Genomic DNA, 22,767 nt, shown 5'->3' with positions numbered 1-22,767 from the left:
GAGGGATGATCGGGACCAAGGAGGGTAGTCGGATGGAGGACACGACACGGCAGACGGCGCAGGGCAAGGTTCTCCTGCACTTCTCGATGTCGCTGGACGGGTTCGTCGCCGGCCCTGGCCACTCGATGGACTGGATGAGGCAGGACGCCACCAACCGCCCGGGCCTCGTCGAGGAGTACGTCGCGACGACCGGCGCCGTGCTCGGCGGTCGGAACGGCTGGGATGCCTTCCCCGACCCCGCCGCGATCTACGGCGGAGCATGGACGGGACCGGTCTTCGTCCTGACCCACCACCCCGAGGACGCCGAGCCCGCCGACGGAGTGACCTTCCTCGACTGCGACGTGGCCGAGGCCGTACGCATCGCGCTGGAGGCAGCCGCGGGCAAGAACCTCGAGGTCCTCTCACCCACGATCGGACGCCAGCTCCTCCAACGCGGCCTGGTCGACGAGCTCGACCTGCACGTCTCGCCGGTGCTGCTCGGAGACGGGGTCCGGCTCTTCGACAACCCGGGCGGCACACCCGTCGGGCTGGAGCTGAGGAACGGCGAGGACCCCGTGGCCGAGGTGAACCTTCGCTACCGCCCGATCACGGCCCCCCTGACCTGAGACCGAGGAGAACGCGATGAGCCCCACCCACCTGGCCCTGTCCGGGCCCTGTACCAGCCACGCACGGCCGGGGGCCAGGTGCTGACCCCGGTCGCGGACGGCGTCCTGGTCCACCAGAGCGAGCTGCTCCGGAACAACGCCGTCGTCGTCGAGGGCCGCAACGGCGTGCTGCTGGTCGACCCCGGTCTCACGGACTCCGAGCTGCGATGCCTTGCGCACGACCTCCGCGAGCTCGACCGACCCGTCGTGGCGGGCTTCGCGACGCACCCGGACTGGGACCACGTGCTCTGGCACGCCGACCTCGGCGAGGCGCCCCGCTTCGGCACGGCCCGCTGCGCCGACTTCATGCACGCCCTGCGGTCGGACGCGGACTGGCGGGCCCGCGTCACCGAGGGGCTGCCACCGGAGATCGCCGAGGAGGTACCCCTGGACCCGTTCGGCCTGATCACGGCCCTGCCCGCCGGAACCACGCACCTCCCCTGGGACGGCCCACCCGTGCGGGTCGTCGAGCACCCCGCCCACGCCCCGGGCCATGCGGCCCTGGTGGTCGAGGACCGCCGGGTGCTCGTCGCCGGCGACATGCTGTCGGACGTCTTCGTGCCGATGCTCGACGACTGGAACAACGCCCACGATCCCGTCGAGGGGTACCTGACCGGGCTGCGGCTGCTCGAGGACGTGGTGGGCGGCGTCGACGTCGTCGTCCCCGGGCACGGGTCCGTCGGCAAAGGCGAGCAGGTAGGCGCACGGATCCGGCTGGACCGCGCGTACGTGGACGCCCTGCGCGACGGCCGCACCCCCGACGACCCGCGGATCGGCCCCTCGGTCGAGCCAGGCTGGGAATGGGTCGCCGACATCCACACCGGGCAGGCCGAGGCCCTCGCCCGGAGGCGTGGTCGCGACGCGACGTCGGGCTAGCTAGTCGCGGAGAGCGTCGATGACGTCCCCGCTGTGGGTGAGCGGGATCCGGTTGCCCTCGAGCTGGATGGAGGACCCCGTGGCGCTGTCCACGAGCTCGAGGATCCTCACGTTGACGCGCTGGTGCACCTTCACCTCGACCTGGTCACGGGAGACGCCGAAGACCAGTGCTCCGCAGGGGCTGCTCCGGTGGGCGGCCTCGAAGCCGTAGACGTGCGTCGCCGTCACGCCGACCACCATGTTCGCCGGCATCCCGCTGGCGGCGTCGTGCATCCGTGCGCCGGCCAGCGCGCCGCCGACGGTGCCCACGGAGTCGGCCACACCCCCCAGGCCGCCGGTGAGGCTGTCGCCGATCATGCCGCCGGCGAACATGCTCCCCGTGTGGCCGCGCGGCTGGAACTGGCCCGCCGCGGTCACCCCCTCCGAGACCCCGAGCTCGCGCAGCGCGGTCTCCACGTGCTCCACCATCGTCTGCTCGGACATCCGACCACCCCTCCCGGTGCGACGCTCCTGCTGGACATCATGCGCGGGGCCCGAGGGGTCGCGCCAGCCCGTAGGCTCCCCGTCGTGCCCTCGCTGCGTGAGACCACCGCCGACGCCCCGGCGCCCGTGCGCGCGGTGTCCAACGCCCTGTCGCAGTGGATCGGCCAGCTCGGCGCCGTCTGGGTGGAGGGCCAGGTCACCCAGTTCACGCGGCGCCCCGGCCTCAACACCGTGTTCGTGACCCTGCGCGACCCGGTCGCCGAGGTGTCGGTCCAGGCGACCTGTGCCCGGTCCCTCTTCGACTCCCTCAACCCGCCTCTGGTCGAGGGTGCGAGCGTCGTGATGCACGCGCGGCCCAGCTTCTACGCCGGCAACGGCAGCCTCTCGCTGGCCGCCTCCGACATCCGCATGGTCGGCCTCGGGGAGCTGCTCGCCCGGCTGGAACGGCGGCGACAGCTGCTCGCCGCCGAGGGCCTCTTCGACCCGGCCCGCAAGCGCCGGCTCCCCTTCCTGCCGGGCTGCGTCGGGCTGGTGACCGCCCCCGGCTCGGCCGCCGAGCGCGACGTGCTCGACAACGCGCGACGACGGTGGCCGGCGGTCCGGTTCACGCCGACGTACGCCGCCATGCAGGGGCCTCGTTCCGCGCTCGAGGTGATCGAGGCCGTGGAGCGCCTCGACCGCGATCCCGACGTCGACGTGATCATCGTGGCGCGCGGCGGCGGCTCCGTGGAGGACCTGCTGCCGTTCTCCGACGAGGGGCTGGTCCGGGCGGTCCACGCCGTCCGCACCCCCGTGGTCTCGGCGATCGGCCACGAGCCCGACTCGCCGCTGCTCGACCTCGTCGCCGACGTCCGCGCGTCGACCCCGACCGACGCGGCCAAGCTGGTCGTCCCCGACGTGGCCGAGGAGCTGCGCGGCGTCACCGTCGCCCGGGACCGGCTGCGGGCGGGGCTGGCCCGGCTGCTTGACCGTGAGCAGGCCGCGCTCGACGCCGTCCGCTCCCGTCCCGCGCTGGCCGACCCCCGCGGGCTCGTCGACGACCGGCTCGCCGAGGTCGACGACCTTCGACGACGGGCCCGCCGCGCGCTGGGCCACGGCCTCGACCGGGCCGCCGACAACCTCGACCACCAGCGGGCCCGGGTGCGGTCGCTGTCCCCGCTGGAGACGCTGCGGCGTGGCTACGCCGTGCTGCAGGACGACGCCGGCCACGTCGTCACCTCGGTCGAGGGCGTCGAGACCGGCCGACCCGTCAGCGTGCGCGTGGCCGACGGCCGCGTCCTCGCCACCACCACCGGCACCCAGCCCGATCCGACGGAGGAGCACAGTTGAGCACCCAGCCAGAGCCCGGCACCGGCCAGGGCGAGGAGAACCCGCCGTACGAGCAGGCCCGCGAGGAGCTCATCGAGGTGGTGCGTCGCCTCGAGGCCGGCGGCACGACCCTCGAGGAGTCGCTCACGCTCTGGCAGCGGGGCGAGCAGCTGGCCGGGATCTGCCAGGCGTGGCTCGACGGGGCGCGGGAGCGCCTGGAGCAGGCGATCGCCTCCGACGACGAGGACTGAGGTCCGGCCTCAGCCCGCCACCGGCGCGGTCGTGAGCGACCCGGCCAGCTCGAGCAGGTCGGACTCCGGTGCCGAGCCGTAGACCAGCACGGTCTGCCCGTCGAGCCGGGAGGCGTACGCGAGGTCGCCCCCCGCGTCCTCGAAGGCCAGCCAGCGACCGGCCAGCTCGCCGCCGGGGACGACCGGGTCCACGGCCGTGGTGTCCTCGTCGACGTAGGTCCGGAGCATCGAGGAGAGCGACTCGTCCGCCTGCTGGACGCCGGCGAAGCCGTCGCCGGTCAGGAACCCGATCCCCCACGCCTGCTCGGCGCTGGCGTCGATGCTGGTGGCGGTCCAGCCCTCCGGCAGCGCCTCGGGGTAGACCACCTGCCAGTCACCGGACTGGGCCGCCTCGACCGCGCTGAGGTAGTCGACGGGCTCCGGCCGGACCTCCAGCTCCTCGCGGTTGAGGGCCCGGAAGCCCGCGAACGCCCCGATCGCCAGCAGCAGGACCAGCATCGCGCCGATCATCCCGGAGGCCGAGCGCTGGTAGCGGCCGGGCTGTTCACTCACGGGACCAGTCTCACAGGTGCCGTAGATTCCGCGGGTGCCACCCCTTGCCGAGCTCGTCGCCGTCGCGGCCCTCGTCGCCCTCCTGGTCACGGCCTTCCGCCACCCCTCCGGCCGGGTCGAGCTCGCCGTCGGCGCGGCCACCGTCGTGGCCGTCGGGAGCGCCGGCCTGCTCGACGCCGACCTCGTGGGGTCGACGCTCGCGCACCTCGGTCCGGTGGTGCTGTTCCTGGCCACGATCCTCGTGGTCGCCGACGTGTGCGCCGCGGCCGGCCTGTTCGCGTGGGCGTCCGACCGCATCGTCCGGCTGGGCCGCGGTCGGGCGGTGCCGGTGTTCACGGGGACCTTCCTCGTGGCCGCGGCCATCACCACCACCCTCAGCCTGGACGCGACCGTCGTGCTGCTGACCCCTGTCGTCGTCGCCGCCGCACTGGCGCTCGGGATCCCGCACGGTCCGGGCGCCTCCGCCTGCCTCCGGATGGCCAACTCCGCCTCGCTGCTGCTCCCGGTCTCCAACCTCACCAACCTCCTCGCGATGCCACACCTCGACCTCGGCTTCGCGGCCTTCGCCCTGGTCATGGCACCCGTGCTCGCGGTCGTCCTCGTCGTCGAGTACGTCGGTCTCCGCTGGCTCCACCGGCTCGAGCTGGCCGACCCGGGGCGGCACCGCCCGCCCGCCGTGCAGGCCCCGCTGCCCGTCGTACCCGTCGTCGTGGTCGGCGCGATGCTGGTCGGCTTCGCCGCCGGCTCGGTCGTCGGCATCGAGCCCGGCTACGTGTCGACCGTGGCCGCGGTCGCGCTCGTCGGCTGGGCCCGGCACCGCCGGATCGGCGGGTTCCGCCGGGCCGTGGCGGCGGCCCACCCCTCGTTCGCCGGCTTCGTGCTCGCCCTGGGCCTCGTGGTGGCGACCCTCGGCGAGGGTCCGCTCGGCACCGAGGTCCGGGGGCTGCTCCCGAGCGGCACCGGGGTCGTCGACCTGTTCGTCGTCGCCGGACTCGCGACGGTCCTGTCCGCGCTGCTGACCAACCTGTCGGCGACCCTGCTGGTCGTGCCGATGCTCGCACCGCTCGGGACACCCGCGGTCCTGGCCGCCCTGCTCGGGCTCACGATCGGTTCCGGCCTGACGTGGACGGGCTCGCTCGCCAACCTGCTGTGGCGACGGGCACTGGTCCGGCAGGGGCTGCCGGTCTCGAGCCGCGAGTTCCACCGGGTGTCGCTGCTGCTCACGCCGGTCAGCCTGCTGGCCGCCGTGCTGACGCTCGCCCTGATCACCTGAGTTCCTCAGATGCGGTTCGATCATTGCGATCAAGCCGCAGATGCGGCACGCTGTCTGCGTGACTCGCTACCGGATCGCGGAAGCTGCCGACCTGCTCGGCGTCAGCGACGACACCGTCCGGCGCTGGGTCGACGCCGGTCGGATCGAGGCTGACGCCGAGGGCGGGCGCGCGACGGTGGACGGGGTCGACCTGGCGCGGCTGGCCGGCGAGCTCGCCGACCACCCCGACCGTGACCGCACCCGCGCCAACGCCGTCAGTGCCCGCAACCGGATGACCGGGATCGTCACCAAGGTCGTCCGCGACACGGTGATGGCACAGGTCGACCTGATCTGCGGCCCCTACCGGCTCGTCTCGCTGATGAGCGCCGAGGCCGCCGACGAGCTCGGGCTCGAGGTCGGCGTCCGGGCCATCGCGTCCGTCAAGTCCACCAACGTCGTCGTCGAGAGGCCCTGACATGCGCGTGCTCGTCCTGCTCCTCCTGGCGCTCCCGCTCGCCGCGTGCGGCGGTGGCGACGACCAGGCCGAGGGGCAGCAGGAGCTGACCGTGCTCGCCGCCGCCTCCCTCACCGACGCCTACGAGGAGCTCGCGGCCACCTTCACCGAGCAGACCGGGGCCGAGGTGACCTTCTCCTTCGGCTCGAGCACCGACCTCGCCGAGCAGGCGGCGGACGGCGCCCCGGGGGACGTGCTGGCCACCGCCGACGAGGCGTCGATGCAGGTCGCCGAGGACGCCGGCGTGGCCGGCGAGGTCACGACGTTCGCCACCAACGTGCTGGTGATCGTGACCCCGCCGGAGAACCCGGCCGGGATCGAGGGGCTCGACGACCTGACGGGATCGACCTGGGTCCGGTGCGCCGACGAGGTCCCCTGCGGTCGGGTGGCGCTCGCGGTGCTCGAGGCCGGCGGGGTCACCTCAGAGCCGGCCAGCCTGGAGGAGGACGTCCGGGCCACCCTCGACAAGGTGATCTCCGGCGAGGCCGACGCCGGGCTGGTCTACGCCACGGACGCGGTGGCGGCGGGCGACGCGGTCGAGACCGTGGAGATCCCCGGCGCCGAGGAGCAGACGACGTCGTACTTCACGACGCCGCTCAGCCAGAGCGAGGACGCCGGGCTGGCGGCCGAGTGGGTCGAGCTGGTCACCTCCGAGGAGGGCCAGGAGATCCTCGTGGACGCCGGGTTCACGCTCCCGTGACCCGCGTCCCGGAGTCGGCACGGTGAAGGACCCGCTCGGTCGGCCGCCGCCCTTGCTGCTCGTCCCGGCGGTGGTGGCGACCCTGCTGCTCGTCGTCCCGCTGGTCGCGATGGTGGCCGCCACCAACTGGGCCACGCTGCCGGAGACGCTGCGCTCGGAGCCGCTCCAGCAGGCCCTCTGGCTCTCGGTCACCACATCGACGGCCGCGGTGGCGTTCTGCCTCGTGCTGGGCCTCCCCCTCGCCTGGGTGCTGGCGCGGGTCAGCTTCCGTGGCCGTGGCGCGCTGCGGGCCCTGGTCACCGTCCCCCTCGTGCTGCCCCCGGTCGTGGCGGGCGTCGCCCTGCGGACGGCGTTCGGCCGGACCGGCGTGATCGGCGAGCCGCTGCTGGCGCTGACCGGTTTCAGCTTCCCCTTCACGACCTGGGGCGTCGTCCTCGCCCACGTCTTCGTCTCCCTCCCCTTCGTGGTGATCGCCATCGAGGGCGCCCTCCGCTCCGCCGACAGGGACTTCGACCTCGCGGCCGCCACCCTGGGCGCGACCCGCTGGACCACCTTCCGCCGCGTCACCGCGCCCCTCGCGATGCCCGGGATCGTCGCCGGGATGGTGCTCGGCTGGGCTCGCTCCCTCGGCGAGTTCGGTGCGACCATCACCTTCAACGGCAACTACCCCGGCACCACGCAGACCATGCCCAACCTGATCTACGTCACCCGCCAGTCGGACCAGGACGCCGCCCTGGCCCTCAGCCTGGTGATGCTCGTGGTCTCGGTGGCCGTGCTGCTGCTCCTCCGCGACCGTTGGCTGGGGGTGCCGTGAGCCTGGACCTCGACCTCCACGTACCCGGGCGGGTCCGGGTGGCGCTGCGCGCCGAGCCCGGCGAGGTGATCGCCGTGATCGGCCCCAACGGCGCCGGCAAGTCGACCCTCGTCCACGCGCTGGCAGGGCTCGTGCCCGCCACCGGGTCGGCCGTCCTCGACGGCACCGACCTGCTCGCGCTCCCCACCCGGGAGCGGTCGGTCGGCTTGGTCTTCCAGCGCCAGCTGCTCTTCCCGCACCTCTCCGCCCTCGACAACGTGGCCTTCGGCCCCCGCGCCCGTGGTGGGTCGCGGCGCGAGGCCGAGCAGCGTGCCCACGACTGGCTCGACCGGCTCGGGGTCGGCGAGCTGTCCGGACGCCGGCCGCGGGAGCTCTCGGGCGGCCAGGCGCAGCGGGTGGCCATCGCCCGCGCGCTCGCCACCGACCCGAGGCTGCTGCTGCTCGACGAGCCCCTGACGGGCCTCGACGTCAAGGTGGCGATGGCGCTGCGGATCGAGCTGGGCCGCCACCTGGCGACGTACGACGGGATCACGCTGCTGGTCACCCACCACGCCCTCGACGCTCTGACGATCGCGGACCGGGTGCTGGTCCTCGACGAGGGCCGGGTCGCCCAGCTGGGCACGCCCGCGGAGGTCGCGCAGCGGCCCCGGACCGAGCACGTCGCCCGGCTGGTCGGCCTCAACGTGGTGCCGTCGGAGGGCCGGCTGACGGCCTTCACCCCCGACGCCGTGACGGTCTCCCTCGAGCCGCCCGTCGGGTCCGCGCGGCTCCGCTGGCACGGTCCCGTCGTCGACGTCTCCCCGCACGGCGACGCCGTACGGCTGCTGGTCCGCGCCGAGCCCGACCTGATCGCCGACGTCACGCCGGCGGCCGCCACCGAGCTCGGCCTCGCTCCGGGCCGCGAGGTGTGGCTGTCGGTCAAGGAGACGGCCGTACGCCGCTACGACCTGGCCCCCGAGCAGACCGGTACAGTCGCGCCATGACCGACAACGCAGGCACCGAGACCCCCGGCAAGGTCGATCGCAACCTCGCGATGGAGCTGGTGCGGGTCACCGAGGCGGCGGCGATGGCCGCCGGGCGCTGGGTCGGCCGCGGCGACAAGAACGGCGCCGACCAGGTCGCCGTCAACGCGATGCGGGTCATGATCTCCACGGTCTCGATGAACGGCACCGTCGTCATCGGCGAGGGCGAGAAGGACGCCGCGCCGATGCTCTACAACGGCGAGCAGGTCGGCGACGGGACCGGCCCCGAGTGCGACGTCGCGGTCGACCCGATCGACGGCACCACGCTCACCGCCAAGGGCATGAACAACGCCATCGCGGTGCTCGCGGTGGCCCCGCGCGGCGCGATGTACGACCCCTCGGCCGTGTTCTACATGAAGAAGCTCGTCACCGGGCCCGAGGCCGCCGACGTCGTCGACATCCGCTACCCCGTGGCCGAGAACATCCATCAGGTCGCCAAGGCCAAGGGCTCCCGCCCCGAGGACGTCACCGTCGTGCTGCTCGACCGGCCGCGCCACGAGAAGCTCGTCGACGAGATCCGCCGGACCGGCGCCCGGATCAAGTTCATCACCGACGGCGACGTCGCCGGCGCGATCATGGCGGCCCGGGCCAGCACCGGCATCGACCTGCTGCTCGGGATCGGCGGCACGCCCGAGGGCATCATCGCCGCGTGCGCGATGAAGTGCACCGGCGGCATCATCCAGGGGCAGCTGTGGCCCCAGGACGACGAGGAGCGGCAGAAGGCGCTGGACGCCGGCCACGACCTCGACCCCGAGCACGTCCTCACGACGGACGACCTGGTGAAGGGCGACGACGCGTTCTTCGTGGCCTCCGGGATCACCGACGGCGAGCTCATGCGCGGCGTCCGCTACCGCGCCGGCGGCTGCACCACCGACTCCCTCGTGATGCGGGCGCGCAGCGGCACCATCCGCTCCATCACCTCCGAGCACAAGCTGCAGAAGCTACGCACTTTCGCCTCGATCGACTTCGACCACTGAGGCGAGGTCGCGGTGGCGCACCAGCGCCGCCGCCACGGCCTCGATCACCCGCGGATCGATCGCCATGCCGACGTGGGAGGCCCGGACCTCGACGGCCTGCGCCTGCGGGTCGACACAGGCGCGCCAGTCGACGATCCCGTCGCGCCGGGAGTAGACGGCGCTGAAGGCGACCGCCTCCGGCACCGGCTCACGACTCTCCTCGAAGCTGGTCCGGGCGCACGTGCCCGCGACGCAGTCCTCGGCCATCAGCCCCGGCACCCCGGCCCGGCTGAGCCGCACCAGCACGTCCACGCTCGCGGTCAGTGACGCGTGGTGGGCGGCCGGGGCGAGCATCGGGCTGCCCAGGGTGACGATGCCGGACACGAGGTCCGGCCGGCGTACGGCGAGTCCGCGGGCGAGCATCCCCCCGAGGCTGTGGCCCACGACCTGGACCCTGCTGCCGCGGCGGTGGGCGATCGACTCCAGGCGAGCCTCCAGCTCGGCGGCCGCGACCCGGGTGCAGCCGATGTTGGCGTTGATGGAGGACCGGTAGGTGCGGTAGCCGCGCCGACGAAGCGCGCGGGCCATCGGCAGCAGGGAGAGGTCACCGGCCAGGAACCCCGGCACCAGCACGACCGGCTCGCCCCGCAGGGCGCCACGGCTGGCGTACGGCGTCCCCCGGCGCTGTCGCCGGTCGCCGGCGGCCCACGCCAGGTGGCGGCCCGCCTCGCCGACCACGCTCCCCTCGCGCAGCACCGCGACCACCCGCGGACGGTCGAAGCCGTCCGGGTGCAGGAAGGTGCCCAGCGTGGGAGCCACGCCGTCGAGGGTAGGACGAACCCACCCGGAGGGAGGGGATTTCGCCACCGGGGCCGGATCGGCTGGACTCGTGTTGTTCACTGGACACATGTCCACCAAGCGCGGGCCCGGCAGCGAGATCGCCGTCTCCGAGGAGCTGTTCGCTCCCGTCGGGAGCGGCATCGAGCTGTGCTACCAGACCTTCGGCGACCCCGACGACGAGCCGCTGCTGCTCGTGATGGGGCTCGGCGGTCCGATGACGTGGTGGGACCCGGCGCTGTGCCGGATGCTGGCGTCCCGGGGCCTCTACGTCATCCGCTTCGACAACCGCGACACCGGCCGCTCGACCAGGATCCGGGAGCGGGTGCGCCGGTCGGCGCTGGTGCGGTCCTTCGCCGGACGGCCGTCGCGGCCGCCGTACACCCTCGGCGACATGGCCGAGGACGGCTTCGGGCTGCTGGACCACCTCGGCCTCGAGACGGCCCACGTGGTGGGGGTGTCGATGGGCGGGATGATCGCCCAGACCATGGCGATCGCCCGGCCCGGGCGCGTCCGCTCCCTCACCAGCATCATGTCCACGACCGGCAAGCGCTCGGTGGGCTGGCAGCACCCCCGGCTGCTGCCGATGCTGATCGCCCCGCGCGGGGCCGGCCGCGACGCCTACGCCGCCGGCTCGGCGAGGATGTCGGAGCTGATCGGCTCCCCGGCCTTCCCCCAGCCCCGCGAGGAGGCCGTGGCCCGCGGCCACGAGACCTTCGACCGCGGCTTCTCCGCCAGCGGCGTGCTGCGCCAGATGCAGGCGGTCCTGGCCGCCGAGAACCGCGGCCCGCGGCTCCACGCCCTGCGCATGCCCGCGCTGGTCGTGCACGGCCTCAGCGACAAGATGGTCCACGTCTCCGGAGGCCGGGCCACCGCGCGCGCCATCCCTGACGCGGAGCTGCTGCTGATCGAGGGGATGGGCCACGACCTGCCGCCCGCCCTCTACCCCACCTTCGTCGACGCCATCGAGCGGACGGCCCGACGGGCTGGACGATGAGATAGGCCCCTGCACCGCCAAGGCGTTGCAGAGGCCCAGCTCAGGTGTTGCGGAGGCCCACCTCGGCTAGTCGGAGAGCCGCTCGCCCGTCCCGTTGTCGAAGACGTGGACGTTCTGCGGGTCGGTGGTGACGTGGATCGTGTCGCCCTTGTGGATGGAGTCGCGGGCCGAGACGCGCACGATGACGTTGCTGGGCGTGCCCTCGACGTCGCTGGTGCCGTAGACGAACCCGTCGGCGCCGAGCTCCTCCACCACGGTCACGTGGACCGGCAGCCCGCCCTCGCTCTCGGAGACCAGGCGCCAGGCCTCGGGGCGCACGCCGACGGTGATGTCGTTGTGCTGCGGACCGAGCTTGTTCGAGGCAGTCGGGTCGACCGGCACCAGGTAGTTGCCGATCTGGGCCTGGCCGTCCTTCGCCGAGGCGCTGAGGAGGTTCATCTGCGGGGAGCCGATGAAGCCCGCCACGAACAGGTTCTGCGGCTTGTCGTAGAGGTTGAGCGGGGAGTCGACCTGCTGGAGGTAGCCGTCCTTCATCACCGCGACGCGGTCACCCATCGTCATCGCCTCGACCTGGTCGTGGGTGACGTAGACCGTGGTGACGCCGAGGTCCGACTGCAGCTTCGCGATGTCGGTCCTGGTCTGGACGCGCATCTTGGCGTCGAGGTTCGACAGCGGCTCGTCCATGCAGAAGACCTGCGGATTGCGGACGATCGCACGCCCCATCGCGACCCGCTGCCGCTGGCCGCCGGAGAGGGCCTTGGGCTTGCGCTCGAGGTACTCCTCGAGGCCGAGGATCTTGGCCGCCTCCGCGACCCGCTGCTTGCGCTCGGCGTCGGGGACCTTGGCCATCTTCAGCGCGAAGGCCATGTTGTCCGCGACGCTCATGTGCGGGTAGAGCGCGTAGTTCTGGAAGACCATCGCGATGTCGCGGTCCTTCGGCGGGATGTGGGTGACCTCCTTGTCGCCGATGAAGATCTTCCCGTCGTTGACCTCCTCCAGCCCCGCGAGCATCCGCAGGGTGGTGGACTTGCCGCACCCGGAGGGCCCGACGAGGACCATGAACTCCCCGTCGCGGATCTCGAGGTCGATGCCGGGCACCGCGGGCTTGTCCGCCCCGGGGTACCAGCGCTGCGCCTTCTGAAACGTCACTGTTGCCATGTTGAACTCGCTCCTTCACCGGCAGGTACGTGCCGGACGATCCGTCGTGAAGTGACGGGCGTCACGCTAGTGGGTCGGCGGGTTTCCGGCCACCGGCGGTCTGCCGTACGGGGCCGGACGGGTGGTTGGCCCACCCGTCCGGCGTGGTGGTGCTCAGCCCTTGACCGCACCGGCCGTGAGGCCGCGGACGAAGAAGCGCTGCATGGTGAAGAAGACGAGCATCGGCAGCACCATCGAGACGAACGCACCCGCCGTCAGCAGCTCCTGGCCCTGCCCCTGGGTGCCGAGCAGCTGCTGGAGCTGGACGATCACCGTGGTGTTGTCCTGGGACAGGAAGAGCTTGGCGATCAGCAGGTCGTTCCAGACCCAGATGAACTGCAGGATCGCGAACGCCGCCAGCGCCGGCACCGACATCGGGACGATCAGCCGCCAGAAGGTCTGGTAGTGGCTGGCGCCGTCGATCTTGGCCGACTCGATGACCGTCTTGGGCAACGTCGCCATGTAGTTGCGCAACACGTAGATCGCCAACGGCATGCCGAAGCCGGTGTGGAGCAACCAGACCGCGATGTACTCGCCGGAGATCCCGAGGCCACGCGGGCCGAGGATGTCGAGCAGCGGGCTGAAGGCCACCTGGATGGGGACGACCATCACCGCGACGATCGCGATGAAGAAGAGGTCCTTGAACCGGAAGTCCATGAACGCGAACGCGTACGCCGCGAAGGCGGCGAACATGATCGGGATCACGGTCGCGGGGATCGCCACCAGGATGCTGTTGACGAAACCGCTGCCCATGTCGGCGGTCCCGGTGAACACGCCCTCGTAGTTGGCGAACGTCCAGCTGCTCTCGATCGGGTGGAGCAGGGCGTCCCACCAGCCCGTGGCCGCCGCGTCCTCGCGGGTGCGGAACGACGTCACCAGCAGGCCCAGCGTGGGCACCGTCCACAAAAGCGCGAGCAGCACCATCGTGATGATCGCGACCGGGCTGCGTCGCCGGCCGTCGGCCATCAGGCCGGAGCCACGGCGCGGCTTGGGCGCCTCCACCCCGGGTCCTGTGCCGGGGGCCACCATCGTCTGGTCGCTCATCGCGCTGCCTCCTCTTCCCGGAAGTGCTTGACCTGGTAGACCAGGATCGGCAGCACGGCGATCAGCAGGATCACCACGATGGCGCTCGCCTGCCCGGCCTGGTTGTCGGCGAACAGCCTGTTGAAGAACAGGTTGGCGATGACGTTGGAGTTGAAGTTGCCGTTGGTCAGCACGTAGACGATGTCGAAGACCTTCAGCACCAGGATCGTCACGGTGATGAAGACCGTGATGATCGTCCCCTTGATCTGCGGGATGACCACCTTCCAGAAGATCTGCCACTCCGAGGCACCGTCGATCCGGGCCGCCTCGAGGGTCTCCTCGGGGACGCCCTTGATCGCCGAGGAGAGCAGGATCATCGCGAACCCGACCTGGAGCCAGATCAGGATCACCATCATCAGCAGCGAGTTGAGCCGCAACGTCGAGGTGTTGAGCCACGTGACCGGATCACCGCCGAGCGTGGTCCAGATGGCGTTGAGCAGTCCGGTCTGAGCCGATCCCGGGTCGTCGTAGGCGTAGACCAGGCCCCAGATCGCCGACGCACCGACGAAGGAGATCGCCATCGGCAGGAAGATGACGCCCTTGGAGACCTTCTCTCCCTGCTGGGACAGCCGGTCCGAGAGCACCGCCACGACGACGCCGATCGCCACCGTCACGGCCGGCACGATGAGCAGCCAGAGGATGTTGTTGAAGATCGTGCTCCGGAACTCCGACGAGCCGAAGATCTCCACGTAGTTGTCGAAGCCGACGTACTCAGTGGAGTCAGCGTTGGCGAAGGAGTAGTTGATGGTCTGGATCGTCGGGTAGAGCAGCATCAGCGAGATCGCCGCGAAGCCCGGCAGCAGGTAGGCGTAGGGCATCACGCCGCGACCGACCCGCTCGGGAAGGCCCTCGACCGCGAGGTTGAGGAACCAGAAGAAGACCGCGGCACCGCCCACGCCGGCGATCAGCGCGAGCACCCCGATCAGCAGCTTGCTGTCGAAGAACCAGCCGGGGTAGTAGGCGAAGGCGAGGAACAGGTTGGCGATGAACCAGCCGGTCAGCACCATCCCGCCGACGCCGGCGGCCAGGCGAGCCGGATTGGCCTTGCTGGTGGGGTCCCACTCGTCCCCGCCGGAGGCCGGCGGGTCGGGAGGACTCTCGCGAGGCGGGGAGCCCGCCTCGACGGTGTCGGTGCTCATGACTCCTCCGTCTCCTCACCGCTCGCCGGCCAGCTGCTCTCCAGGTTGTCGAGGGTGGTCGCGGTGTCGGCGCCGTCGATCCACTTGACCATCTCGGTCCAGAAGGTGCCGGAGCCGACGGACTTGGGCATCAGGTCGGAGGCGTCGTAGCGGATGACGTCCGCCTCGTACGCCATGTCGGCGATCGCCCGGGTCACGTCGTCGGGGTAGGCCTCGGAGTCGAAGGTGGCGTGCGGCGAGAGCCAGCCACCGACGGCTGCCCACTCGGCACCGAAGCTGTCGGCGGAGATGAACTCCATGACCTGGGCGACGTCGTCGTCGTTGCCGTTGAACACCGCGGCGTAGTCACCGCCCACCAGCACCGGCTGGCCGTCGTAGCCGCCGTCGTAGCGCGGGAACTGGAAGACGCCGACCTCCTCGTCGAGGTTGTTGCGGATCTCCTCGGGGAAGAAGCCGATCCCGAAGTTGCCCTGCCGCTCCATCCAGCACTGCGGCGGGTCCTCGAACATCGGCAGCGCCGCCTCGGCGAAGGCGGTGTTGAGGATCGACTCCTTGCCGCCCAGCACGGTGCCGTCGGTCTTGGCGATCTCGGCGAAGGCGTCGGTGGCGTCGGCGACCGCGGGGTCGTTGAAGGGGATGTCGTGGTTGACCCAGTCGTCGTAGACGTCGGGCCCGTTGACGCTGAGCATCATCTGCTCGATCCAGTCGGTCCCGACCCAGCCGGTGGCCTGGTCGGACTCCCAGCCCATGCACCAGGGGGTCTCCCCGTCGGCCTTGAGCTGGTCGGAGAACTCCATCAGCTCCTGGAAGGTCGCGAACTCCTCGGGGTAGCCGGCCTCCTCCCACGCCTGCTTGGGGTAGTAGACGACGCTCTTCACGGCCATCCGCATCGGAGCGGCGTAGACCCGGCCGTTGAAGCGGGCGAAGTCGAGGAAGCCGGGCACGAGGGTGTCGTCGAGGGCGTCGTAGTCGAGGTAGGTGTCGATCGGCTGCACCGAGCCGGAGTCGACGAACTCGGCGATGCCGCCGGGCTGCGGGAAGATGCCGATGTCCGGGCTGTCGCCGCTCTGGACCCGGGTCTTGATCGTGGTGGTGAAGTCCTGGTCGGCGGTGTAGTTGACGTCGATGCCGGACTCCTCCTCGAAGGCGGCCAGGGACTCCTCGAACGCCTCCTGCTCGGTGCCACCGAAGGCGCCGAGGATGGTCACGGACCCGTCACCGTCGGTCTGCGCGTTGTCGACGTAGCCCTCGAGCCCGGCGCCGGCGGCGCCACTCTCGTTGGGGTTCTGCAGGCACCCCGTGAGCGCCAACGAGCCGACGGCCATCAGTCCGACAGCCGTGAGCCGGCGCCGCTTCCGTGTAGCCATGTTCCCTCCTCGTGGAGGCGCCGCGGCACCTCATCCGCTCGGCAGTGTGACGACTGCCACACCGGGCCTTTCAATCTGTCTTACTGACAACGATCGCGTTTGTCGAGGTCACCGAGCCGTCGACGGACGATCGTCGGTCACAAGTCGGTCACGAAAACGTTTGCATGCGATCGTGGCGCAGGTCACACAGGATGGTCAAGAGGGCTGCGCAAACGTTTTCCAAATGAGTACCTTGAGCACATGACCAGGCTGGTCGGCCCCACGCCGCCGCGGCCCACGCCGCGGGCGCCGCAGCGCCCCGGCGAGGTCAACATGGCCGACGTGGCCGCCCGCGCCGGCGTCTCGATCGCGACCGTCTCGCGCGCCCTGCGCGACGTCCCGGGGGTCAGCGAGCCGACCCGCGCCCGGATCCGGGAGCTGGCCGCCGAGCTGTCCTACGTCGTCTCCCCGCAGGCCTCCTCGCTCTCCCGGCGCGAGACCGGACGGGTCGCGGTGGTGGTCCCGCGGATCGATGTGTGGTTCTACTCGGCGATGCTCGCCGGCATCGAGGAGGTCCTCCGCGGCGCCGAGCTCGACGTGCTCGTCTACCAGGTCGACGGGGAGGCGCAGCGCAGCCGCTTCTTCCACGAGCTGCCGGCCCGGCGCAAGGTCGACGCCGTGGTCCTCATCGCGTTGCCGGTGCTGGCCGAGGAGGAGCAGCGGCTCGACCTGCTCGGCGTCCAGGTGATCGTCGCCGGCGGCCAGCTGCGCGACTACCCCCACGTCCGGGTCGACGACCACGCCGTCGCGCTGCTCGCCGTACGCCACCTGCTCGACCTCGGTCACCGCCGGATCGGCATGATCCGCACCCACGACACCGAGGGGACCCGCTGGTCCTCGGACGTCGAGCGCAGTCGGGGCTACCACGAGGCGCTGGCGTCCGCCGGCATCGGTCCTGACCCCGAGCTCGTCGTCACCCGCCCCTTCGGCGTCAACGCCGGCGCCGAGGGCGTCGACGAGCTGCTGTCGCTCCCGGAGCCGCCCACGGCCGTCTTTGCCTACTCCGACGAGATCGCGATCGGCGCCCTCCACGGGCTGCTCGCGCGGGGCCTGCGCGCCCCGGACGACCTGTCCGTGGTCGGCGTCGACGGACACCCGCTCGCCGCGCCCTTCGGACTGACCACGGTGGAGCAGGGGGTCGGCCAGCAGGCCCGGCACGCAGCCGCGATGGTGACCCACGTCGTACGCGGGGAGCCCATCGAGGAGCCCACCGTCGTGCTCCGGCCCACCCTCGTGGTCCGGTCGTCGACCGGCCCGCTCAGGACCCGCCGAGCAGCTTCCGCCTCACCCGCGGGGGGCCCTTCCGGGTCACGGTGACCCCGGCCATGAGGGCCACGCCCTTGACGCGGACCACCGGCGAGTCCGCGGTCACCTCGGCCGGCACCTTGTCGCGCCCCTGGTCGAAGGCGCCCATGATCCCGACGCCCTCGACGATGACGTGGGTGCGAGCGTCGACGTAGATGTCGATGCCGCCCATCACCGCGTTGGCGAAGATCACCGTCTCCCTGCCGGCGAACGTCGCCTCGCGCAGGTCGATCTCCACCCCGCCCATCAGCGTGAACGCCTGGTGCCGCTCGGGGACCAGCCACGCGCCCTTGCGCGTGCAGCCGCCCATGATCGCGACGGAGGAGTCGTACGAGGTGGTCGCAGGCAGCGTCTCGCGGGGTCGTACCGGCGGGCGCTGCTCCTGCGGGTGGGCCGGGAGGTCGATGGTGATCGGCACGAGGTCGCCGTACGTCTTGGCGGCGTACGTCGCCTCGAGCCGCTCGTCGAGCTCCTCGAGGTCGAGCCTTCCCTCCCCCGCGGCGTCGCGCAGCAGCTCCGCGACCTTGTGACGGTCGTCGTCGGAGATGCGCAGCTGGCTGGGGTCGCCGGGCTGGTCCCGGGGCTCGAGCAGTCCTCCCATGCGGCCAGCCTAATCGGGCGACTAGCCTTTCCCGGGTGAGTGCAGCGACCGAAGGCCCCGAGTTCCGCTATTCCGACCTGCTGCCGCTGGGTCCCGACGACACCCCCTACCGGCTCCTGACGACCGAGGGCGTCTCGACGTTCGAAGCCGGGGGCCGGACCTTCCTCCAGGTCGAGCCGGAGGCGATCCGACTCCTCACGGACGAGGCGATGCACGACATCGCCCACTACCTCCGCCCGACCCACCTCGCGCAGCTGCGCCGGATCATCGACGACCCCGAGGCGTCCGGCAACGACCGCTTCGTCGCGCTCGACCTGCTCAAGAACGTCAACATCTCGGCCGGCGGCGTGCTGCCGATGTGCCAGGACACCGGCACCGCGATCGTGATGGGCAAGAAGTCCGAGGGCGTCGTCACGGGAGTCGACGACGGCGAGGTCATCTCGCGCGGGGTCTACGACGCCTACACCAGGCTGAACCTGCGCTACTCCCAGCTCGCGCCGCTGACGACGTACGAGGAGAAGAACACCGGCACCAACCTGCCGGCGCAGATCGAGCTCTACTCGGTGCCGGGCGACCGGCCGGAGTACAAGTTCCTCTTCATGGCCAAGGGCGGGGGGTCGGCCAACAAGTCGTTCCTCTTCCAGGAGACCAAGGCGATCCTCAACCCGCAGCGGATGCTGACCTTCCTCGACGAGAAGATCCGCTCGCTCGGCACGGCCGCCTGCCCGCCGTACCACCTGGCGGTCGTCATCGGCGGCACCTCCGCGGAGTACGCCCTCAAGACGGCCAAGTACGCCTCGGCGCACTACCTCGACCACCTCCCGACCGAGGGGACGATGGACGCCCACGGCTTCCGCGACCTCGAGCTCGAGGAGGAGGTCTTCAAGCTGACGCAGGGCTTCGGCATCGGCGCGCAGTTCGGCGGGAAGTACTTCTGCCACGACGTGCGGGTGGTCCGGCTGCCGCGCCACGGCGCGTCCTGCCCGGTCGCGATCGCGGTGTCGTGCTCGGCCGACCGGCAGGCCCTCGGCAAGATCACGCCGGAGGGGATCTTCCTCGAGCAGCTCGAGACGGACCCCGCCCACTACATGCCCGACGCGGGGACGGCCGAGGACATCTCCGGCGGCGAGGTCGTCCAGATCGACCTGACCCTGCCGATGGACGAGATCCTCGCCGAGCTGGCGAAGCACCCGGTCAAGACCCGGCTCTCGCTCACCGGGCCGCTGGTCGTCGCCCGCGACATCGCGCACGCCAAGATCAAGGAGCGGCTCGACGCCGGTGAGGAGATGCCGGCGTACCTCCGCGACCACCCGGTCTACTACGCCGGCCCGGCCAAGACGCCCGACGGCATGGCCTCCGGCTCCTTCGGACCGACCACGGCCGGCCGGATGGACTCCTACGTCGAGCAGTTCCAGGCCGCCGGCGGGTCGATGGTGATGCTCGCCAAGGGAAACCGGTCCAAGGTCGTCACCGAGTCCTGCGACGCCCACGGCGGCTTCTACCTCGGGTCGATCGGCGGGCCTGCCGCACGCCTGGCCCAGGACTGCATCCGCTCGGTGTCGGTGCTCGAGTACGAGGAGCTCGGCATGGAGGCGATCTGGAAGATCGAGGTCGAGGACTTCCCCGCCTTCATCGTCGTCGACGACAAGGGCAACGACTTCTTCACCGACCCCTCCGGCACCACCACGATCCCGCTGACCGGCATCCGGGTGCGCTCCGCGCAGTAGACCCGGGAACCACCCGCTCCCACCCGTCGTTGCACCGGATGACGACAGGAGAGCCCATGAAGTGCCCCAACGACGGTTCGACGCTCACCATGAGCGAGCGGAGCGGCATCGAGATCGACTACTGCCCCGACTGCCGTGGCGTGTGGCTCGACCGTGGCGAGCTCGACAAGCTGATCGAGCGTTCGACGATGCAGGCTCCCCCGGCGCCCACACCGGCACCGCCGCCGTCGTCGTACGAGCGGGAGCGCGACCAGCGCCGGCAGGACCACGACCGGCGCTACTCGCAGCCCGGCCAGTCCTACGGGCAGCAGCCGTACCGCAAGAAGCGCAAGGAGAGCTGGCTCAGCGAGATCTTCGACTGACTCCTCCTCTGACGTCATACGGACGGAGCCATCGGTTGCACGGTTCGCATGACGTCCCGGGCTCAGGCGGCCCGCCCCGTCCAGCCAGCCCTCACGAGGGCTTGCTCGATCTGGTCGAAGAACTCCTCCCGGGCGAGGCGGTAGCCGAGCAACGGCAGCCGCAGCACGGTGTCGCCGTCGAGGGCGAGCGCGTTCTGCCGCAAGGCGTCGCGAACGACGTTCTCCGCCCACGCGTCGTGGATGCCGTCGACCTCGACGACCAGCCGCCAGCGAGGCCAGTGCAGGTCGAGGTAGTAGCGGTTGCGGTAGTCGCGCCGGAGCACCTGCCGCTGCGGCGCCGGGAGTCCACGTCGTCGCAGCTCGTTCCCGACGTCGAGCTCACCGAGGGACCGTGCGCCGTCGAGCAGGTCGTGGAGGACCGTGTGGAGCAGCAGTCGTCGACGGTCGCGGCGGACGCGGAGCAGGGCGGTGCCGAGTGCCTCGGGCGTGGTGAGTCCCTGTTGGACGACGAGTGTCAGCAGGTACGTCGCCTGCCGATCGGTCCTGGCCCAGAGCGCAGCCCTGACCGCGGCGACGTCGACCCGGGTGCGCGGGATGCCGCCGGGAGCGAGGTCCTCGGCCTGCCAACGCCTGGTCTGCCGGATGTCGTAGCGGTGGCTGCGACGTACGCGCGCTCCCCGGGGCACCGACACCCGGATCCGCTCCTCCTCGTAGCGCACCAGCCCGCTGGCCCGCAGTGATGCGACCCCGTCGAGGCAGGCTCGCGGTCCGCCCTGGAAGACCGCGGCCCACAGGTGGCCGACGTCGTCGACCGTGGCGTTGTGCAGGCAGATCGACTGGTCGCCGACTCGCTGCCAGCGACCGGACCGCAGCTCGCCCCGGATCTCCCAGCGTGTGATCCCGAGCGCGTACATCTGGGGACGCGACAGCACCCACCCCTGGTCGCCGGCCACGATGCGGGCTCCGACGAAGCGCGGGTCTTCGTGGGGCGTGCGGGTGGCCATGCCTCGACGATGCCGACCTTGCCCGGCTTCCTGCCGGCGCAGCGGGCCGGCCTGGGGACGAGCCTGCGGGAGCTCTGGCTGTGGACGGTGGATGGCCTCCGCCGCCAGCAACGTCATACGTCGCGGAGCCCCAGGTTGCACCGTCCGCACGACGTCCGTGAGGCTCTCCTCGTGGAGTACGTCGAGGTCGCCCGCGCCGAGTCCGAGCGCGGGGAGCTGGTGCTCCGGGAGCGTCGTGAGGAGGGCGGACCGGCCTTCCTCGAGCTCCGCGCCAACGGCGTGTTCGTCATGGACAACGCGGAGTTCACCAGCGAGGAGGCGCTGGCGAGCGCAGCCCTCGAGCTGGTCGACACCCCACGGCAGGTGCTGGTCGGGGGGATGGGGCTCGGCTTCACGATGCACCGCGTGCTGGCCGACCCGCGGGTGGAGCGCTGCACCGTCGTGGAGATCGAGGAGGCGCTCGTCGGGTGGATGCGCGACGGCACCGTCCCGCACGGGCAGACGATGCTGGCCGACGAGCGCGCCCACGTGGTCGTCGCCGACGTCACCGACGCGCTCGCCGAGGCCGCTCCGACGTCGTACGACCTGGTGCTGCTCGACGTGGACAACGGCCCGAGCTTCCTCGTCCACGAGTCCAACGCCCGGCTCTACGAGTCGGACTCGCTCGGCGACGCCAGGCGCGTGCTGCGACCCGGCGGAGCCCTCGTCGTCTGGTCCATGGACCGGGCCCCGGAGCTCCTCGGGGCGATGGCCGGGGTCTTCGACGACGTGGCCGCCCAGCCGCGGGCGGTCCGGTTGCAGGAGCGCGACGAGGAGTACTGGCTGCTCACCGGCCGGGTCAGGTGAGACCGGCGCGGTAGTGGGCGGCGAGCACCGGGTAGTAGTCGTCGAAGTCGATGGCGTCGAGGTCGCCGCCCGTCTCGGCCGCGACCATCCGGTCGAGGTAGTAGTCCCAGCCGGGCCCGACGCTCTCGGCGAGCGTCACGTCGACCATCTCCTGGGCGAAGGTCAGGGTCGTGACCCCGTCGGCCTCGGCGAGGTCGATCTGCCAGGTCCACTGCTCCGAGGAGTCGTCAGGACGCGCCGAGCGCATCACCAGCCGGCTCGGCGCCCGGCACTCGTCGATGAGGATGCTCTCGCGCGGCGCGTCCGGGCTCTCGGCGGTCATCCAGAAGCCGACCTCCCCCGAGGCCGGGTCGCCGGCCCAGGTGCCGATCCAGCGCGCGAGCCGGGCGGGCTCGGTGACGGCCGCCCAGACGTCCTCGAGGGGAGCCGCGAACCGGCGCTCGAAGACGACGTACGCCGTCCCGTCGCGCTCCTCGAACCGGCCGGTGGCGCTCGGGGTGATGGGGCTGCTGCTCATGCGGTCTCCTCGGTCGGGCCCACGGTGGTGGCGGTGGTGGTGGAACGCTCGCGCACGGTGCGCCGGACCTCGAGGTCGAGACCGTCGAGGAGGCGCTCGCCGAACCGCGGGCCGGCGGCCAGCTCCGCCAGCAGCGCCTGCACCGGCGCCAACCCGCGGCTGTCCAGGGAGTAGTGCCGTTCCCGGCCGCGGTCCTCGACCGTCACCAGGTCGGCCTCCCCGAGCACCCGCAGGTGGCGGCTGATCGCGGGTCGGCTGATCGCGTGGTCGGCGGCGAGGTCGACGACGCGGGCCGGCCCACGCGCGATCCGCCGGAGCAGGTCGCGCCGGACGGGGTCGGCGAGGGCGGCGAAGGGGTCCACCCGATATTGGTA

General features: G+C 71.7%; 26 protein-coding genes. 15 read left to right on the top strand and 11 right to left on the bottom strand.

Annotated elements, in window-relative coordinates:
* The first annotated feature begins 32 nt into the window (after positions 1 to 32).
* Together EXE57_RS16240 and EXE57_RS16235 are read left to right on the top strand one after the other, a co-directional pair.
* Positions 33 to 605, top strand: a complete 573-nt coding sequence (locus tag EXE57_RS16240) for a dihydrofolate reductase family protein (RefSeq protein WP_135079279.1) — start codon at positions 33 to 35, stop codon at positions 603 to 605.
* A gap of 78 nt (positions 606 to 683) precedes the next feature.
* Entirely contained in the window at positions 684 to 1,520 is an 837-nt protein-coding gene (locus EXE57_RS16235; protein ID WP_135079277.1) for an MBL fold metallo-hydrolase, read from the top strand.
* Here the strand turns inward: EXE57_RS16235 and EXE57_RS16230 are convergent, their stop codons facing one another.
* Positions 1,521 to 2,003, bottom strand: coding sequence for a hypothetical protein (locus tag EXE57_RS16230; protein ID WP_135079275.1), 483 nt, complete (start codon positions 2,001 to 2,003; stop codon positions 1,521 to 1,523).
* Between the two features lie 84 nt (positions 2,004 to 2,087).
* On the opposite strand from EXE57_RS16230, the gene xseA reads away from it, so the two are divergent.
* Positions 2,088 to 3,332, top strand: coding sequence for an exodeoxyribonuclease VII large subunit (xseA, locus tag EXE57_RS16225; protein ID WP_244246877.1), 1,245 nt, complete (start codon positions 2,088 to 2,090; stop codon positions 3,330 to 3,332).
* Complete coding sequence (locus tag EXE57_RS16220; RefSeq protein ID WP_135079271.1) at positions 3,329 to 3,562, top strand: exodeoxyribonuclease VII small subunit; 234 nt, start codon at positions 3,329 to 3,331, stop codon at positions 3,560 to 3,562. The genes xseA and EXE57_RS16220 overlap by 4 nt, the downstream gene beginning before the upstream one ends.
* A 9-nt stretch (positions 3,563 to 3,571) precedes the next feature.
* Here the strand turns inward: EXE57_RS16220 and EXE57_RS16215 are convergent, their stop codons facing one another.
* Positions 3,572 to 4,114, bottom strand: a complete 543-nt coding sequence (locus tag EXE57_RS16215; RefSeq protein ID WP_135079269.1) for a DUF4245 family protein — start codon at positions 4,112 to 4,114, stop codon at positions 3,572 to 3,574.
* Between the two features lie 34 nt (positions 4,115 to 4,148).
* Between EXE57_RS16215 and EXE57_RS16210 the strand changes: the two genes are divergently transcribed.
* Genes EXE57_RS16210 through glpX form a run of 6 tightly spaced genes read left to right on the top strand, consistent with a single transcriptional unit; the run spans position 4,149 to position 9,393 of the window.
* Positions 4,149 to 5,387 (top strand): SLC13 family permease, encoded by a 1,239-nt coding sequence (locus EXE57_RS16210; RefSeq protein WP_167305944.1) that lies wholly within the window; start codon positions 4,149 to 4,151, stop codon positions 5,385 to 5,387.
* A gap of 58 nt (positions 5,388 to 5,445) precedes the next feature.
* The gene (locus EXE57_RS16205) at positions 5,446 to 5,841 is read left to right on the top strand and encodes a TOBE domain-containing protein (RefSeq protein WP_208542883.1); all 396 of its coding nucleotides are present in this window, start codon (positions 5,446 to 5,448) and stop codon (positions 5,839 to 5,841) included.
* A gap of 1 nt (position 5,842) precedes the next feature.
* Positions 5,843 to 6,580 carry a molybdate ABC transporter substrate-binding protein gene (gene modA / locus EXE57_RS16200; protein WP_135079263.1) on the top strand — a complete coding sequence of 246 codons (738 nt, stop codon included), beginning with the start codon at positions 5,843 to 5,845 and terminating at the stop codon, positions 6,578 to 6,580.
* A gap of 22 nt (positions 6,581 to 6,602) precedes the next feature.
* Positions 6,603 to 7,394 carry an ABC transporter permease gene (locus EXE57_RS16195; protein WP_244246876.1) on the top strand — a complete coding sequence of 264 codons (792 nt, stop codon included), beginning with the start codon at positions 6,603 to 6,605 and terminating at the stop codon, positions 7,392 to 7,394.
* Positions 7,391 to 8,377, top strand: coding sequence for an ABC transporter ATP-binding protein (locus EXE57_RS16190; protein WP_167305943.1), 987 nt, complete (start codon positions 7,391 to 7,393; stop codon positions 8,375 to 8,377). The genes EXE57_RS16195 and EXE57_RS16190 overlap by 4 nt, the downstream gene beginning before the upstream one ends.
* Entirely contained in the window at positions 8,374 to 9,393 is a 1,020-nt protein-coding gene (glpX, locus tag EXE57_RS16185) for a class II fructose-bisphosphatase (protein WP_135079258.1), read from the top strand. Before EXE57_RS16190 ends, glpX begins: the two co-directional genes overlap by 4 nt.
* On the opposite strand, the gene EXE57_RS16180 is transcribed toward glpX, so the two are convergent.
* Positions 9,358 to 10,191: a lipase family alpha/beta hydrolase gene (locus tag EXE57_RS16180; RefSeq protein ID WP_167305942.1), complete on the bottom strand. Its 834-nt coding sequence runs from the start codon at positions 10,189 to 10,191 to the stop codon at positions 9,358 to 9,360. The two genes, glpX and EXE57_RS16180, sit on opposite strands and share 36 nt — an antisense overlap.
* A gap of 88 nt (positions 10,192 to 10,279) precedes the next feature.
* On the opposite strand from EXE57_RS16180, the gene EXE57_RS16175 reads away from it, so the two are divergent.
* Positions 10,280 to 11,206, top strand: a complete 927-nt coding sequence (locus EXE57_RS16175; protein ID WP_167305941.1) for an alpha/beta fold hydrolase — start codon at positions 10,280 to 10,282, stop codon at positions 11,204 to 11,206.
* 66 nt (positions 11,207 to 11,272) lie between these two features.
* On the opposite strand, the gene EXE57_RS16170 is transcribed toward EXE57_RS16175, so the two are convergent.
* The 4 genes from EXE57_RS16170 to EXE57_RS16155 all read right to left on the bottom strand — a co-directional run bounded on the left by EXE57_RS16170 (position 11,273) and on the right by EXE57_RS16155 (position 15,992).
* On the bottom strand, positions 11,273 to 12,364 hold the full coding sequence (locus EXE57_RS16170; protein ID WP_135079254.1) for an ABC transporter ATP-binding protein: 1,092 nt from the start codon (positions 12,362 to 12,364) through the stop codon (positions 11,273 to 11,275).
* 153 nt (positions 12,365 to 12,517) lie between these two features.
* A complete protein-coding gene (locus EXE57_RS16165) occupies positions 12,518 to 13,447 on the bottom strand; it encodes a carbohydrate ABC transporter permease (RefSeq protein ID WP_244246875.1) in 930 nt (309 codons plus the stop codon).
* Positions 13,444 to 14,625, bottom strand: a complete 1,182-nt coding sequence (locus tag EXE57_RS16160) for a carbohydrate ABC transporter permease (RefSeq protein WP_135079252.1) — start codon at positions 14,623 to 14,625, stop codon at positions 13,444 to 13,446. The genes EXE57_RS16165 and EXE57_RS16160 overlap by 4 nt, the downstream gene beginning before the upstream one ends.
* Entirely contained in the window at positions 14,622 to 15,992 is a 1,371-nt protein-coding gene (locus EXE57_RS16155) for an ABC transporter substrate-binding protein (protein ID WP_135079250.1), read from the bottom strand. The genes EXE57_RS16160 and EXE57_RS16155 overlap by 4 nt, the downstream gene beginning before the upstream one ends.
* 240 nt (positions 15,993 to 16,232) lie before the next feature.
* Here EXE57_RS16155 and EXE57_RS16150 point away from each other — a divergent pair, with 240 nt between their 5' ends.
* A complete protein-coding gene (locus EXE57_RS16150; RefSeq protein ID WP_208542882.1) occupies positions 16,233 to 17,348 on the top strand; it encodes a LacI family DNA-binding transcriptional regulator in 1,116 nt (371 codons plus the stop codon).
* Here the strand turns inward: EXE57_RS16150 and EXE57_RS16145 are convergent.
* Complete coding sequence (locus EXE57_RS16145; RefSeq protein ID WP_135079248.1) at positions 17,290 to 17,937, bottom strand: DUF1707 SHOCT-like domain-containing protein; 648 nt, start codon at positions 17,935 to 17,937, stop codon at positions 17,290 to 17,292. The genes EXE57_RS16150 and EXE57_RS16145 overlap by 59 nt on opposite strands.
* Positions 17,938 to 17,972: 35 nt before the next feature.
* Here EXE57_RS16145 and EXE57_RS16140 point away from each other — a divergent pair, with 35 nt between their 5' ends.
* Positions 17,973 to 19,664, top strand: a complete 1,692-nt coding sequence (locus EXE57_RS16140; RefSeq protein ID WP_135079246.1) for a fumarate hydratase — start codon at positions 17,973 to 17,975, stop codon at positions 19,662 to 19,664.
* A gap of 56 nt (positions 19,665 to 19,720) precedes the next feature.
* Positions 19,721 to 20,026, top strand: a complete 306-nt coding sequence (locus EXE57_RS16135; protein WP_135079244.1) for a TFIIB-type zinc ribbon-containing protein — start codon at positions 19,721 to 19,723, stop codon at positions 20,024 to 20,026.
* 62 nt (positions 20,027 to 20,088) lie between these two features.
* Here EXE57_RS16135 and EXE57_RS16130 read toward each other — a convergent pair whose 3' ends face one another.
* A complete protein-coding gene (locus EXE57_RS16130; protein WP_135079242.1) occupies positions 20,089 to 21,030 on the bottom strand; it encodes a PDDEXK family nuclease in 942 nt (313 codons plus the stop codon).
* A 171-nt stretch (positions 21,031 to 21,201) separates the two neighbouring features.
* Here EXE57_RS16130 and EXE57_RS16125 point away from each other — a divergent pair, with 171 nt between their 5' ends.
* Positions 21,202 to 21,876, top strand: a complete 675-nt coding sequence (locus EXE57_RS16125; protein ID WP_244246874.1) for a spermidine synthase — start codon at positions 21,202 to 21,204, stop codon at positions 21,874 to 21,876.
* On the opposite strand, the gene EXE57_RS16120 is transcribed toward EXE57_RS16125, so the two are convergent.
* Both EXE57_RS16120 and EXE57_RS16115 read right to left on the bottom strand, forming a co-directional pair.
* Entirely contained in the window at positions 21,869 to 22,393 is a 525-nt protein-coding gene (locus EXE57_RS16120) for an SRPBCC domain-containing protein (RefSeq protein WP_135079238.1), read from the bottom strand. The two genes, EXE57_RS16125 and EXE57_RS16120, sit on opposite strands and share 8 nt — an antisense overlap.
* A complete protein-coding gene (locus tag EXE57_RS16115) occupies positions 22,390 to 22,755 on the bottom strand; it encodes an ArsR/SmtB family transcription factor (RefSeq protein WP_135079236.1) in 366 nt (121 codons plus the stop codon). Before EXE57_RS16115 ends, EXE57_RS16120 begins: the two co-directional genes overlap by 4 nt.
* Positions 22,756 to 22,767 lie beyond the last annotated feature (12 nt).

The sequence above is a fragment of the Nocardioides euryhalodurans genome, assembly GCF_004564375.1.
Classification (GTDB): Bacteria; Actinomycetota; Actinomycetes; order Propionibacteriales; family Nocardioidaceae; genus Nocardioides; species Nocardioides euryhalodurans.
Note: the sequence above shows the minus strand (reverse complement) of the source record. Positions and strands in the feature narration are given on the sequence as shown.